Source organism: Acidovorax sp. FG42, assembly GCF_057809195.1.
In genome coordinates this window covers 144220-158552 of sequence record NZ_JBMDJM010000011.1, presented here as the reverse complement: position 1 = coordinate 158552, position 14333 = coordinate 144220, and the positions used below count along the sequence as shown (strand labels likewise).

The 14333-nt window shown below is 65.0% G+C and carries 12 protein-coding genes and 1 pseudogene; 5 read left to right on the top strand and 8 right to left on the bottom strand.

Annotated features, from left to right (window positions below):
* Nucleotides 1-127: 127 nt before the first annotated feature.
* Complete coding sequence (locus tag ACODSM_RS13560) at nucleotides 128-1678, top strand: ATP-dependent nuclease (RefSeq protein ID WP_488805617.1); 1551 nt, start codon at nucleotides 128-130, stop codon at nucleotides 1676-1678.
* A gap of 411 nt (nucleotides 1679-2089) precedes the next feature.
* Entirely contained in the window at nucleotides 2090-2539 is a 450-nt protein-coding gene (locus ACODSM_RS13555) for a carboxymuconolactone decarboxylase family protein (protein WP_343736622.1), read from the top strand.
* A 60-nt stretch (nucleotides 2540-2599) separates the two neighbouring features.
* Here ACODSM_RS13555 and ACODSM_RS13550 read toward each other — a convergent pair whose 3' ends face one another.
* The 6 genes from ACODSM_RS13550 to ACODSM_RS13525 form a co-directional block, all read right to left on the bottom strand.
* A complete protein-coding gene (locus ACODSM_RS13550) occupies nucleotides 2600-4315 on the bottom strand; it encodes a tannase/feruloyl esterase family alpha/beta hydrolase (RefSeq protein WP_488805616.1) in 1716 nt (571 codons plus the stop codon).
* Nucleotides 4316-4465: 150 nt separating this feature from the next.
* Nucleotides 4466-6193 carry an acyl-CoA dehydrogenase family protein gene (locus ACODSM_RS13545; RefSeq protein ID WP_488805615.1) on the bottom strand — a complete coding sequence of 576 codons (1728 nt, stop codon included), beginning with the start codon at nucleotides 6191-6193 and terminating at the stop codon, nucleotides 4466-4468.
* Nucleotides 6194-6315: 122 nt separating this feature from the next.
* The gene (locus ACODSM_RS13540; RefSeq protein WP_116748589.1) at nucleotides 6316-7305 is read right to left on the bottom strand and encodes a Bug family tripartite tricarboxylate transporter substrate binding protein; all 990 of its coding nucleotides are present in this window, start codon (nucleotides 7303-7305) and stop codon (nucleotides 6316-6318) included.
* Between the two features lie 98 nt (nucleotides 7306-7403).
* Entirely contained in the window at nucleotides 7404-8168 is a 765-nt protein-coding gene (locus ACODSM_RS13535; RefSeq protein ID WP_056742222.1) for an SDR family NAD(P)-dependent oxidoreductase, read from the bottom strand.
* Nucleotides 8169-8196: 28 nt separating this feature from the next.
* Entirely contained in the window at nucleotides 8197-10074 is a 1878-nt protein-coding gene (locus ACODSM_RS13530; protein WP_488805614.1) for a feruloyl-CoA synthase, read from the bottom strand.
* A 39-nt stretch (nucleotides 10075-10113) separates the two neighbouring features.
* Entirely contained in the window at nucleotides 10114-10896 is a 783-nt protein-coding gene (locus tag ACODSM_RS13525) for a crotonase/enoyl-CoA hydratase family protein (RefSeq protein ID WP_488805613.1), read from the bottom strand.
* A gap of 160 nt (nucleotides 10897-11056) precedes the next feature.
* Between ACODSM_RS13525 and ACODSM_RS13520 the strand changes: the two genes are divergently transcribed.
* Complete coding sequence (locus tag ACODSM_RS13520) at nucleotides 11057-11950, top strand: amidohydrolase family protein (protein ID WP_476016417.1); 894 nt, start codon at nucleotides 11057-11059, stop codon at nucleotides 11948-11950.
* A gap of 28 nt (nucleotides 11951-11978) precedes the next feature.
* Here ACODSM_RS13520 and ACODSM_RS13515 read toward each other — a convergent pair whose 3' ends face one another.
* Nucleotides 11979-12476 carry a MarR family winged helix-turn-helix transcriptional regulator gene (locus ACODSM_RS13515; RefSeq protein ID WP_060984555.1) on the bottom strand — a complete coding sequence of 166 codons (498 nt, stop codon included), beginning with the start codon at nucleotides 12474-12476 and terminating at the stop codon, nucleotides 11979-11981.
* A gap of 182 nt (nucleotides 12477-12658) precedes the next feature.
* Nucleotides 12659-13303: pseudogene (locus ACODSM_RS13510) on the bottom strand (ATP-binding protein); the annotation flags it as partial.
* 205 nt (nucleotides 13304-13508) lie between these two features.
* Here ACODSM_RS13510 and ACODSM_RS13505 point away from each other — a divergent pair.
* Complete coding sequence (locus ACODSM_RS13505) at nucleotides 13509-13802, top strand: hypothetical protein (protein ID WP_488805612.1); 294 nt, start codon at nucleotides 13509-13511, stop codon at nucleotides 13800-13802.
* 145 nt (nucleotides 13803-13947) lie between these two features.
* Nucleotides 13948-14319 (top strand): hypothetical protein, encoded by a 372-nt coding sequence (locus ACODSM_RS13500; RefSeq protein ID WP_488805611.1) that lies wholly within the window; start codon nucleotides 13948-13950, stop codon nucleotides 14317-14319.
* The last annotated feature ends 14 nt before the right edge of the window (nucleotides 14320-14333 follow it).

The following is a 14333-nucleotide window of genomic DNA, read 5'->3' as shown; positions in this document are numbered from 1 at the left end:
TTAACGACTAGCCGATTTCTGAAACCGCCTCACACACAGAAATTCTGACACTCCCGTTTTTAGACCCACTGATCGATTGCTCGATTTGCGGCGCGGTGATCCAGCAACGCAAAGTCTTGGCTTCTCAATGACCTATCTTGGTGTCGACTTGGACACGGGCGCAGAAAAGAAAGTCACCATTCAGGTTTACCGTGGAAAGAATGCCAATATCGCTATTACTCGTGATGGCGACAACGACTTGGCGGGGTTGCTTGCAGACCCCGATCGTCCCTTCTCGATATTTACCCCCGGTCTTTCTGGTATCCCGCTGCGAGAAGAATGGCGAACCAAGGGAGCAATGGACGCAGCTGTTATGCATGGGGACGCCAACCTCTACCTTCGCACCGTCCTCGACCACTTGTTTACGCGTGATTTGGATGAGATGGCTCGGGCAGCTTGGCGTCAGGGCAAGGACATAGCAGCTCTTCCCGACGGGAGTGGTTGGAAAATGTTCTCGACCCTGCTGGATCGCTGCTATCCGGGCACTAGAGTCATCGTTAAACACAACCCGCAGCACGATAGACATGTCAACGTAGAAGTTGAGTTCGGAGTAGCACGCGTAACTCTCGACATGGCTTCAACGGGGATGCTTCAGGTTATCCAGATCATTGCTTACACCTGTTTTTATGCACCGCCTTTCCTCCTACTTGATGAACCAGATGCGCACTTGCATGCCGATAGTCAAGGGCGCCTCTACGATGCACTCAAAGGGGTGGCTGACGTAACGCAAACTCGTATCCTCTTTGCCAGTCATTCGCCTCAATTGATCCAGCGCCTCATGTACGACCAAAATGCGGCACTTGTTTGGATGGATGACGGTGCGAAAGTTTCGGTAGACGCAACTCAGCGGCCGGCAATCCCAATCTTGATGACGCTCGGCGCGCTCTCGGCAGGTGCCGATGCATTTGACCCGGCGAGATCAGTGATTCTCATGACTGAGGACAAGCTAACAAGACCTATAACCGCTCTGGCGAAAGCGAACGGGGCGCCTAACAACATTGCTGTCCTCTCTTACAACGGCTGCGGAAATCTTCCGGCTGCTAGGCTTCTGGCGAACATGATCACCGACATGCGGCCAGATGCGCGAGTCATCCTTCATCGGGATCGTGACTTTCGGACGGAGCAGGAGATGCAATTCGAGCTGTCTACCGCAGCTGCAGAACGAAATCGCAATGGCGTCGAACGAGTCGAAGAGGTTTTTACGCCGTTCAATGACGTTGAGCATTCGTTTGCTCAACCAGCTCATCTGAAGGAAGCCTTCCATGAGCTTGATCCCAATCTGATTGACGCAGCGATTAACGATGTTGTCGCATTGAAGCGCGATGACCTAGTCAACGCAGCGCGAGTCGCACGCGAGCAGATTCGTTCTACGCTATATGAGGTTCCTCGAAAGCGCGGAAAACCTGAATGGGCGGCATCAGGCATGCCCGAAAATCCACCTCCGGTCAACGACTTCCTTCCTGCAAACGGCCTTGTACCTGTATCTTTCGTAAACGTGCACGGCAAGATGTTGATGGACGGACTGCGACCCAAGATCCATCACTACGTCGGAGGGGCTTCGCAGGCATCGGATGCGCGGGTTTACACGATTACCGAGCATCTTCGCACGCCGACTTTCGCAGCAGCATTTAATGGTTAGTCGTTTGTCACTGCACTGAAGTGCGGCTGGCGTGAGTGTTCGAAATTTCCTGGGCTGCGACTGCGGCTGCTATGTGATTGAGACGACTCCCCTCACTTTGCAGTTGAAGCTGCCTGCACTCTCCACATGCACCGTGCCGTTGTAGCGTGCAACCTGGGGTGAAAGCACATTAGGCGGGTGCGGTTGGCAGACCAACTGGCGTGTACCACGCTGTTGACGCCGATCGGCGTCTGCGCCTTGTGCCTTGGTCGTCACGCTGTCGAGTTTGCCTTGCCTTGTTCTAACTAGGCACCCCGGAGAGATCTGCCCCCATTTCTCAACCATCTGTCACAGCACCCTCACATCACCCGTCTTGGTAGCAGGAGGTCGATATCGCCCTCCGCCCAACATTCAATGTGAAGGAACTGCTGTATGAATCGCGCTGTCTGGTTCAACGTATCGCCCGAGGGTGCCAAGGCCGTGGGGACGCTGCACCACTTTGTCACCCAGGGCACGGGCCTGCCCAGCTTGCTGACGCACTTGGTCTTTCTGCGGGTGTCGCAGATCAACGGGTGCGCGCACTGCATTGACATCCACACGCGCGACCTGCTGGCCGAAGGCATGTCGGTGGAGAAGGTGGTGCTCGTTCCTGTGTGGCATGAGGCGGCGTATCTGTTCTCCGAGCAGGAGCGCGCCGCGCTGGCCTGGGCCGAGGAGGTGACCCGCGTGAGCGAGACCCATGCATCCGATGAGGCCTATGCGGCCGCACTGGCCGTGTTTGGAGAGAAGGACCTGGTGGACCTGACGCTCACGATTGCCACCATGAACGCCATCAACCGCATGGGCGTCAGCTTTCGCATGAAGCCTCGCGCCAAGGCGTAAAAAGAAAAAAGAGGAAGCCCGGCTTGCGCCGGGCTTCCCGCTTTTCAAGCGTTGAACTGATTACTTACAGCTGAAACTGCTTGCGCTCTCCACATCCCCCGTCCCGTTGTAACGCGCCACCTTGGGGTACACGCACAGCGGCCGAGTGCGGTTGGCAGACCAGGTGGCGGGCAGCTCGGTGTTGACCACGTTGGCGCCTGCGCCGCGTGCCTTGGCGGTCACGCTGTCGGGGGCCTTGCCTTGCTCCACCCAGGCCACCAGCGGGGCCAGCATGTCGAACTGGTCGGTGGCGGGGCCGCCGGAGCAGTGGTTCATGCCGGGCACCAGGAACAGGCGGGCAAAGGCGTCGGCCTTGCCGCTGTGGTTGGCCTGCAGGCGGTCCATCCAGTTGGCGGTGTCCATGGGCGAGAACACGCCGTCGGCCACGCCGTGGAAGACGATCATCTTGGCGCCCCGGTTCTTCAGGGTGCTCAGGTCCGTCTCGTTGGGCGGGGTCATGTACGACCAGGGCGACTCGGTGTAGGTGGTGTTGGTGGCGAACATCTTGGGGTAGTCCGTCTCCATGCTGAAGTTCAGCGCGTACTGCATGCCGGGGATGGCGGTGAACGCTGCCACGGTGGATGGGGGCGAGGTGAAGATGAAGGCCACCGCACCGGCGTCACGCGTGGCGGGCGCGCCAAAGTGCCACGATGCAAAGTTGGCGCCCGCAACGCCGGGGTCCCACCAAGTGCCGGTGTACAGCGCCTCGCCCTTGCTGTTCTTGGGGCCGGCAAAGATGCTGGCCAGCACGCCCTTTTGCTCGCTGGTGATGCAGCTGCCGTCGCGCGCGCCGGTGCAGGTGGGCACGTCGGTTTGCAGGTTGAAGGCGGCCTGGCAGGCGGCCACGTCGTTGACCTGGCCGTCGGCCACGCCGTCCAGTGCGTCGCACTTGGCGACGATCTTGCTGCTGATGAGCTTGAACTCGGCCGGGCTCACGGCGGTGGTCAGGTCGGGCAGGCCGGTGGTTGCGTCCTTGGTGGATACCTTGGCGTATTGCTGGGCCTTCCACAGCTGCGTGGTGGCGGCCTTGGGCAGGTGAAAGCCGGGGTTGCCCGCCAGGATGCCGTCGTACTGCTCGGCATAGCGCGATGCGCCCACCATGGCGTGGCGGCCGCCGTTGGAGCAGCCGGCCAGGTACGAGCGGTCGGGCGCCTTGCCGTAGGCGCTCTTGATGAGGTTCTTGGCCATGGGGGTGAGGGTGCCCACGGCCTGGTAGCCGTAGTCCAGCCGGGCCTGCGGGTCCACGCCGAAGAAGGGCGTGGGCGCGCCGTGGCCTGCGTCAGAACTGAGCACTGCAAAGCCTTGCACCAGGGCGGGCGCCACGGGGGCACCACCGCTGACCGAGCCCAGCGCGGTGACCACGCTGCCGTCCAGGCCGCCGTTGGCCTGGTGCAGAAAGCGGCCGTTCCACTCCACGGGCAGGCGCATTTCAAACCCGATGGCGTAGCTGGCGCCGTCCACGGGGCCGGTGCGCTCTTTCATCTTGCCTTTGACGAGGCAGTGCGCGGGCGCCTGGGTGGTCACGCCCTGCACGGTGATGGGGCCTGCGGGCACCTGTTCGGCCGAGGTGATGCGCGTGTCGGGCAACGCCAGGCTGCTGGCCAGCGTGGCGCACGACTGCAGGGTGGCCGGTGTGGCGGCGGAGAGCTGGGGCAGGGCGGCATCGGACGAGCCGCCGCAGCCCATGAGCAAGGCAGCGGCTGCGGCCGAGAGCGCCAGGGGTTGGTGGGCACGCATCCGGTTTCTTCTCATCTTCAAGCGCATGGTGTTGTCTCCTATGATTTTTCGAGGCGCAGGACAGCCCTCAGCGCGGCCTCAACACGCTGTGGGAGGGAGATCGATGGAAGGTGTTTTGCTACTGAATCAGGAGCTGTTGGCGCATATGGTTCATGCGCTTGCAGCCTCCTGGGGCCTGAATTCAAACGCCTGGGCAATGCGCTGGCGCAGGATGGTGGTGCGCAGGTCGAATTCGGGCAGCACCCACTGGGCGAAGGCCTGGGCGGGTGGGGTCCAGCGGTCTGTGGCGGCGGTGGACTGTTCCGCGCGGTGGGGGCGGGCGGCGCCGATCTGGGCCCAGGCCCATTCCAGCAGCACCAGCGCCACGGCGCGCAGGTAGTCGTCGGCCACCCAGTAGGGCAGTTCGGGGTCGGACTGGGCGGCAATCGCCAGGGTTTGTGTGATCTCCACCAGGGCATGGCGGCGTGCGCTGGCAGCGGCGCTGGGGGCGGCGCCGGGCAGTGTGGTCAGCAGCGTTGCCAGGCCCTGGCCGCCATCGGCCAGCACCTTGCGCACCAGCAGGTCGATGGCCTGGATCTCGTTGGTGCCCTCATAGATCATGGCCACGCGCGCGTCGCGCACGATCTGCTCGATGCCCCATTCACGCACATAGCCGTGGCCGCCAAACACCTGCAGGCAGGCGCTGGCGCCGTGAAAGGCCTGGTCGGTGAGTGCCGCCTTGAGCACGGGCGTGACCAGCACGCACCAGCGCTGCGCAGCGGCGCGTTCACCCGCGTCGGTGCCGTGCTTGGCCACATCGAGCTGCAGGGCCGTGTGGTAGGCCAGCACGCGGCCGCCGTCGATCCACGCGCGCTGTGTGTGCAGGATGCGGCGGATGGCGGGGTGGTCTTGAATCAGGCTGGTGTCCTTGGCGCCGGGCGCGCGCATCTGGCGGCGCTCTGCGGCGTAGGCGCTGGCCTTTTGCCACGCGGCCTCCAGCAGGCCGATGCCCTGCAGGCCCACGTGCAGGCGGGCAGCGTTCATCATCACGAACATGGCGTTCAGGCCCTTGTTGGGCTCGCCCACCAGCCAGCCGGTGGCGTCGTCAAAGCGCATCACGCAAGTGGGGCTGCCGTGCAGGCCCATCTTTTCTTCGATGCGCTCGCAGACCACGGCGTTGCGTGTTCCATCCTGAAGCACCTTGGGCACCAGGAACAGCGACAGGCCCTTGGGCCCTGCAGGTGCATCGGGCAGGCGCGCCAGCACCAGGTGCACGATGTTGTCCGTCAGGTCGTGTTCGCCGCCGGAGATAAAAATTTTGCTGCCGTTCACCCGCGCGCTGCCGTCGGGCTGGGGCAAGCCGCGTGTGCGCACCATGCCCAGGTCGCTGCCGGCGTGGGCTTCGGTCAGGCACATGGTGGCCAGCCATTCGCCGGTGGCGACCTTCTCCAGGTACTGTGCCTTGAGTGCGTCGCTGGCGTGGTGCTTGATGCATTCGTACGCGCCGTGCAGCAGGCCGGGCGCCATGGTCCAGCCGTGGTTGGCACCGGCCAGCCATTCAAACAGCACACACTCCAGCACCGCAGGCAGGCCCTGGCCGCCATCGTCGGGCGCGCAAGACAGCGACGGCCAGCCTGCTTGCCAAAAGGCCTGGTACGCATCGCGAAAACCTGCGGGGGTGTGCACTTGCCCGCCGTCAAAGCGGCAGCCTTCTTCGTCGCCGCTGCGCTGCAGCGGGGCGATGGCGCTGTCCACAAACTTGGCCGCCTCGTCGAGCACCTGGGCCGCCAGGTCGCCATCGGTATCCGCAAACGGCGCCAGGCCCTGCCAGCGCGTGGGCGCCTTCAGCACGGTGGTCAGCAGGTGCTGGATGTCGGCAAGGGTCTGGCGGGCTTGCATGGTTTGCTCTCTTATTAGTAGCTGTCTGCGCTTGTTGGATGTGCGCTAGCGGCTGTTTTCTTGTATTTTTGCCATGCGGCAGCCCGGACTGGGGTCAGTCCGGACCTGCGGCGCAGGGGGGATCAGGACTCTGCGGTGAAGCCGATCTTCTTGATCAGCGGGCCCCAGCTGTCGTACTCGGCCTTTTGCCAGCGGGCCTGTTCTTCAGGGGTGGAGCCGTGGGGCATCAGGCCCACGATGGCCAGGCTGTCGATGACCGACTTTTCCTTCAGCGCAGCGTTGATGGCCGCGTTGGCCGCAGCGATCACCGGTTTGGGCGTGGCGGCTGGGGCGTAGAAGCCAAACCATTCTTCGGTGGTCAGCTCAGGGAAGCCTTGTTCGGCAAACGTGGGCACGTCGGGCACGTACTGCGAGCGCTTGGGGCCCGAGGTGGCCAGGATGCGCAGCTTGCCCGCCTTGTAGTTGGCGATGAAGTCACCGTGCGGTGTGACCATGGCAGCCACCTGGCCGCCCACCACGTCCGTCACGCCGGGGATGGAGCCACGGTACGGCACGTGGCGCAGGTCCACACCGCTGTTGATGCCCAGCAGCGCGCCCAGGAAGTGGGGCGTGGAGCCTGCACCGGGCGAGCCGTAGCTGGCGTCCTTGGGGTTGGCCTTGGCCCAGGCCAGGAAGTCCTTCACGTTCTTCACGCTGGCGGGCACCATGGGGCCCACGGCCAGGCCGTGGTGCATGATGGCTGCGATCGACACGGGCGCGAAGTCCTTGTCGGTGTAGTTCATCTTGCTGTAGATATGCGGGTAGTTGGCCAGGGCCGACACCTGTGCCACGGCCAGCACCGAGCCGTCTGCGGGCGCAGCTTTGAGCGTCTCCAGCGCAATGCGACCGCCCGCGCCGGGCTTGTTTTCCACCACGCCAGGGTTCTTGCTGAACGCGCTGCCAGCCCACTTCTCGGCCACGCGGCGGGCCACGGTGTCGCCCGAGCTGCCGGCGGGGAAGCCGAAGTACACCTTCACCTGGTCCACCTGGGCATGGGCGGCAAAGGGGTGGAAGGCGCCCAGCGCGGCGCTGGCGCCAAGGGCCTGAACAAATTGACGGCGGGTGGTGGTCATGCTGATGTCTCCTGGTGTGTGTCTGACGGAAATCTCGGGGGTCAAGCTGGAGCGCTTTCGCGCCCTCTTGTTATTTACTGATGTGTGGCGCTGATCGTTTACCGGGGCGCCATGCGCAGGGCGCCATCCAGGCGAATGACTTCGCCGTTCAGGTGGCCGTTGGTCACGATATGGCAAGCCAGCTCGGCAAACTCTTCGGGTTTGCCCAGGCGTGGCGGGAAGGGGATGCTGGCCGCCAGCGACTGTTGCACGGCCTCGGGCAGCTCTTTCATCAGCGGCGTGGCAAACAGGCCGGGCGCCACGGTGCACACACGGATGGCGTGCTGCGCCAGGTCGCGCGCCATGGGCAGTGTCATGCCGGCCAGACCCGCCTTGGAGGCGCTGTAGGCCTGCTGGCCCACCTGGCCGTCAAAGGCGGCGACGGATGCGGTGAACATCATCACGCCGCGCTCGCCATTGTCCAGCGTGGGCAGCTTGCTGCAGGCGGCGGCAAACAGGCGGCTCACGTTGTAGCTGCCGATGAGGTTGATGTTGATCACGCGCACGAAGTCTTCGAGCGGTGCGGCGCTGCCGTCGCGCTGCACCACGCGCTTGGCGCTGCCAATGCCGGCCACGTTCATGAGGATGCGGGCGGGGCCGTGGGCGGCGGCAGCCTTCTCTAGCGCGGCGGTCACGCTGGCGGCGTCGGTGATGTCGCAGGGGCAGGCAACGCCGCCAATGTCGGCGGCGACCTTTTCGGCCAGCTCGGCATTGCGGTCGAGCACGGCCACCTTGGCGCCCAGGCGGGCCAGTTCGCGTGCGGTGGCCTCGCCGAGGCCCGATGCGCCGCCGGTCACGAGGGCGGCTTGTCCTTGAATCTGCATGGTGGGTCTGTCCTGTTCGGGGTGGGGTTCAGGCGCCGGGCTTGAGGATGTCCGGTGCCGTGTCGTCGTGCAAGGCCGCGACGAGCGCATCGCGGTGCTTGAGCACGGCACGCTGGTTGACGGAGCCCTTGTCGGTGATCTCGCCCTTGTCGATGGAGGGCGGCTCGGCCATCAACAGCGCGCGGGCCACGCGGCTGGCGCTGCCGGTGGCCTCGCGGGCCAGCCCGTCCAGCACCGCCTCGATGCGCTGGCGCACGGCGGGGTGGGCCACCACGTCGGCCCAGGGAGCGTCCGCGCCCAGGCCGGCCACTTCGCGGCAGGCGGGGGAGGGGAACAGCAGGGCGCCGACTTCCTTCATGTTCAGGCCGGTGAGCACCACGTCCTGGATGTAGGGCGCGCCCGCCACGATGATCTTGGCGCGCATGGGGCCCACGCTCACGAAGGTGCCGGTGGAGAGCTTGAAGTCTTCGGCAATGCGGCCGTCAAACGCCAAGCCCCGGTGGATGTTGTTCTCGTCGATCCACTTCACGGCGTCGCCGGTGCACAGGTAGCCTTCGTCGTCAAACGCATCGCGCGTGGCGGCGTCGGAGCGCCAGTAGCCGGGTGTGACGTTGGGGCCACGGTAGCGCACCTCGGTCTTGCCGTCCACCTCCACCAGCTTGAGCACCATGCCGGGCACAGGCGCGCCGATGTGGCCGGAGCGCACGTCGGGGCTGTTGCAGAACATGGCCGAGGGGGCGGATTCGGTCATGCCCAGGCCGGTGCACATCACGATGCGCTCGCCAATGGCGGCCTCTTGCGTGGCGTGCAGGCTGTCCCACACGGGCTGGGCCAGGCCAGCGCCGGAGTAGAAGAACAGGCGCACGCGCGACAGCAGGTTGGCGCGCAGCTGGGCGTCGGTCTTCATCGCCTCGGCAATCATTTCAAAACCGGTGGGCACGTTGAAGTACACCGTGGGCGCGATCTCGCGCAGGTTGCGCAGGGTCTCGCCAATCAGCGCAGCGGTGGGCTTGCCGTCGTCGATGTACAGCGTGCCGCCGTGCATCATCGTGAGGCCGAAGTTGTGGTTGCTGCCAAAGGTGTGGTTCCATGGCAGCCAGTCCACCAGCACGGGCGATGCCTCGGCCAGCACGGGCAGCGACAGCGAGATCTGCTGCAGATTGGCGCACCACATGCGCTGGGTGTTGATGACCGGCTTGGGCATCTTGGTGGAGCCGCTGGTGAACAGGAACTTCACGATGGTGCCGGGGCCGGTTGCGTGCATGGCGGCGTCCACCGCCGGGGTGGCGGTGGTGTGGCGCAGGCTCTGGAAGGTGCCGGCCTTGCGGCCCTCCAGCGCGCCCTGGGCCAGGATCACTTCGACATCGGCCGCCACGGTGGCCGCAATGGCCTTGCCGTAGCGCGCGCCGTCGGCGGCAAACACCAGGCCGGGGGTGAGGGTGTCGATGACGTGGCGCAGCTTGTCGTAGTCCTGGCTCACGGTGGCGTAGGCGGGCGACACGGGGCAGTAGGGCACACCGGCGTAGATGCAGCCCAGCGCCAGCAGCGCGTGCTCGATCGTGTTCTCGCTCAGCACCACCACCGGGCGCTCGGCGTTCAGGCCACGGTCCAGCAGGGCCTGGCCGATGCTGCGCGCGGCGTCGAGCGCCTGGGCGTAGCTCACATGCTGCCAGTCACCCGTCTTGCCGCCGGGCAGTTGCTCGCGGCGCGCCAGAAAACTGTGGTCGGGCGTGGTCTCGGCCCAGTGCACCAGGTAGTCCGTCACGCGGCGGGCAAAGGCGCCCAGGGGCAGGTCCGCCTGCAGGTAACGCACGCCCGGCGCACCTTCACGCAGGCTGACGCGGGTCACGCCGAAGGTCACGGGGCGGTAGCGGGCCGGGGCGGTGGGGGTGGAGAGGTCGCTCATAGGGATTCCAGCAGGGGCAAGAGGTGACTGGGGGCGGGCTCAGTCCTTGCGGACCTTGGCGGCGCGGCCTTCCAGGAAGTCGGCGAGGCGGGACTTGGCTTCGGGTGCGCTCTGGGCGATGGCGGCCATCATGGCTTCGGTGAAGAAGCCTTGGTCGGCGGGCTGCTCGGAAATGCGGGGCAGGGCGTGCATCAGCGCGTAGTTGGTCAGCGGGGCGTTCTGCGCCACGCGCACGGCCAGCTCGAAGGCCTTGGCAAAGGCCTGACCCTCGGGCACGAGGTACTGCGCAAAGCCGACCTTTTCGCCGTCCTGCGCGTTGTAGACGCGGCCGGTGAGCATCATGTCCGTCATGCGTGCAGCGCCGATGAGCTTGGGGATGCGCACTGCGCCGCCGCCGCCCACAAAGATGCCGCGCGAGCCTTCGGGCAGCGCGTAGAAGGTGGATTCGTCGGCCACGCGGATGTGACAGGCACTGGCCAGCTCCAGCCCGCCGCCCACCACGGCGCCGTGCAGCGCAGCGATGACCGGCACGGGGCCGTACTGCACACGCTCCAGCGCGGCGTGCCACATGCGCGAGTGATGCAGGCCCTGGCCGGCGTCGCGTTCTTTGAGCTCCGACAGGTCCAGACCGGCGCAGAAATGGGGGCCGTCGCCGTCGATGACAGCGGCGCGCACGGTGCCGGGCATTTTCTCGAACAGGTCGCGCAGCGAGAGGATCAGGCCGTCGTTCAGCGCGTTGCGCTTGGCCGCGCGGGTCAGGCGGATCACGGCCACTTCCTGGTGGTCGCCGCGCAGCTCGAAATGGATGTCTGGATGGGTCATAGAGGCTTTCGTGTTGGTTGAATTGTGGTTATAGTTCATAACCAATTCAAGCAAGCCAAGCCCGTTTTTTATTGGTGTTTACCCTTGATCTGCGTCACGCGCCGTGGCGCATGCTGGGGGTTTGACGCCGCACCGGCGGGCGCCAACCCAGGAGACACGCATGGACCACGCCAATCTGATCGCCATCGACATCCACACCCACGCCGAGGTGAGCTGCTGGAACCCCTTTGACAACTACGGCGAGGAGTACGACCGCGCCGCCGACAAGTACTTCAAGAACGGCCGCCGCCCCACCATTGCCGAGACGGTGGCCTACTACCGCGAGCAGAAGATTGGCCTGGTGATGTTCACGGTGGACGCCGAGTCCAAGATGGGCCGCCGCCGCATCCCCAACGAAGAGATCGCCGAGGCCGCCAAGGCCAACAGCGACATGATGACGGCCTTCGCCAGCATCGACCCGCACAAGGGCAAGATGGGCGCGCGCGAAGCCCGCCGCCTGATCGAGGAGTTCGGCATCAAGGGCTTCAAGTTCCACCCCACGGTGCAGGCCTACCACCCCTACGACAAGATGGCCTGGCCTATCTATGAGGTGATCGCCGAGTACGGCATGCCCGCCATCTTTCACACCGGCCACAGCGGCATCGGCAGCGGCATGCGCTGCGGCGGCGGCCTGCGGCTGGAGTACAGCAACCCCATGCACCTGGACGATGTGGCCATCGACTTCCCTGACATGCAGATCGTCATGGCCCACCCCAGCTTTCCGTGGCAGGACGAGGCGCTGTCGGTGGCCACGCACAAGCCCAATGTCTGGATCGACCTGTCGGGCTGGAGTCCCAAGTATTTCCCCAAGCAGCTGGTGCAGTACGCCAACACGCTGTTGAAAGACCGCGTGCTGTTTGGCAGCGACTACCCGCTGATCACGCCCGAGCGCTGGATGAAGGACTTCCAGGAAGCGGGCTTCAAGCCCGAGGTGATGCCCGGCATCCTGAAGGGCAACGCGGTGCGCTTGCTGGGGCTGGACAAGGCCCAGGCAGCACCGGCACCGGCCGCCTGACGCACCGCCATGGGCGGTGGCTGCCCGCTCAGTCGTAGACTTTTTGCAGCAGCCGGATCAGCGTCTTGCGCTCGGCCGCCGTCAGGCGGTTGGTGGCGTCTTCTTCCAGTTGCGCGGCCGTCTGCTCGGCCTGCGCGGTCAATTCCACCCCGGCGGGCGTCAGGTGCACGCCCATGGCACGCCCGTCGCTGGGGTGTGGGCGGCGCTCGATCAGGCCGCGCCGCTCCAGCGCCGCAATCAAGCCCACCATGTTGGGCGGCAGCACGCTGAGCGTGGCGCACAGCTGGCGCGAGGTGATGCCCGGGTTGTGCGCCACCAGCGACAGCACCGAGAAATCCACCACCTTCAGGTCGTACACGGCCATGCGTTCCATGAACACGGCAATGATGGACAGCGCCGCGCGCCGCGTGTTGTAGCCCACCAGCGTGCGCAAAAAGCCGGTGTCCACGGGCTCGCTGGCGGGCGCTGCAGTGTCTGCAGGGGCGGGAACCGAGGGGGATTTCTTGGAGGAACGGACGCTGGACATGGGGGGAGATTGTGCCGGGCGCCCGGGCCCCCGCGACCGGCCCGCAGTGCCCGCTAGGTGGTGCGGCGCCTCTTTTTGATCGAAATCAGCCGCATGCGCTAGTGAAACATGCGCCAGGTGCTATCAATTTGATATTACCTGCGCCACCGCTCCGGTTGGGCGTGCCGCGCCGTCCGCGCCGCTCATGCCGGGCTACGCAGTACGCGGCGGTATTGCACGGCCTCGGCTACGTGGCTGACCTCGGTGGTGGGCGCGCCCGCGAGGTCGGCGATGGTGCGCGCCACCTTCAGCGCCCGGTGCGTGCTGCGGGCCGACCAGCCCAGGCGCGCGGCAGCGGTGTTGAGGAACTTGGCGGCCGCATCGTCCAGGTGCAGGTGGGCGTCGATGGCCTGGCCCTGCAGCGCCTGGTTGGTACAGCCCTGGCGCGCCAGGGCCAGGGCGCGGGCCCGCTCCACCCGGGCGCGGATGCTGGCGGTGGATTCGCCCGCAGCCGCCTGCACCAGCTGCTCGGCGGGCAGGGCGGGCACCTCCACATGCAGGTCAATGCGGTCCAGCAGCGGCCCGCTGAGCTTGGCCTGGTAGCGGTGCACCTGGTCGGGCGTGCAGCGGCAGGCGCGCTGGGTGGACCCCAGAAAGCCGCAGGGGCACGGGTTCATGGCCGCAATCATCTGGAACCGGGCCGGAAACTCCGCGCGTTGCGCCGCCCGGGCGATGGTGATGTGGCCGGTCTCCAGCGGCTCGCGCAGGGCCTCCAGTGCAGCGCGGGGGAATTCGGGCAGTTCATCGAGGAAGAGCACCCCCTGGTGGGCCAGCGAAATCTCGCCCGGTGGGCAAACACATAGTTAGGACCAAATCCTAAACAGGTTGGGTGCAACTCTGATCAAAGTCGACAAGCGGTCGGACGCGGGCCAGTCCAAGGCGCGACCGGTGTCTAGGTGGGTTGGGTGCAAATGGGCCTAGATATGGACTGGCACCCTCGTGTGCACTATCGCCGCCACGGGGTTCATGCAGTTTTCGCATGGAGACCCGACGATGACCCGACCCTGCGCCTGTTGTGGCGAACCCTTTGAGCCTCGCCCGCAAGTTCCCGATCAAACCTTCTGCACCTCACCTGACTGCCAACGCGCCCGTAAACGCGAATGGCAACGGGCCAAGCTCCAGTCCGACCCTGACTACCGGATCAACCAGCACGCCGTGCAGCAGGCGTGGTCGCAGCGCAATCCAGATTACTGGCGCAGATATCGTGAAGCTCAACCCGACTACTCCGATCTGTCCCAACAGCCCATGACAACAACTGCGGGGGCCATCGCCTGGTTGATCTTGTGATGCAGCACCCACAGATATGCCGAAATAAACGCACTGCTTGCGGCACGTCATGGATGTTATGGCAGTGCATTTCATATAAAGTGCTTTATGACCTGGCTGCTTATGGCATCAAAATGCTGTGAACGCACGTGAGGTGAATAGAACCATGGAAGTATCAGAGCTAAAACCCAACGACCACGCGGTAGCCCTCCTGCAAGAGGCGCCCCTGCGCGAGCTGATCGCAGCTCGTGTGATCTCGCACGTAGTCGCGTTAGGCCAGGCCGGAGGCTACGCCCTCGAGGTTCACTTCGGTGAACGGAAGGCGGTGCTGGCAAGTTCCCGTGGTGGTCCTAGAACTTTTGCATCTCTATCGACAGTGGCAGTCTTGCTGCAGCGCCTCGGCTTCCCGAAATTTGAGGTCGACGCCAGTGGTTACCGGCCAGGACGGATACGCCCGGCACAACCAGAACGCTCTGCCGCCATGAAGGCAGGCAAGCTGCCCAAGGCTCCGCGGAAGTCCGCGAAGTCTTCGAAATGAACAAGGAACAGAAC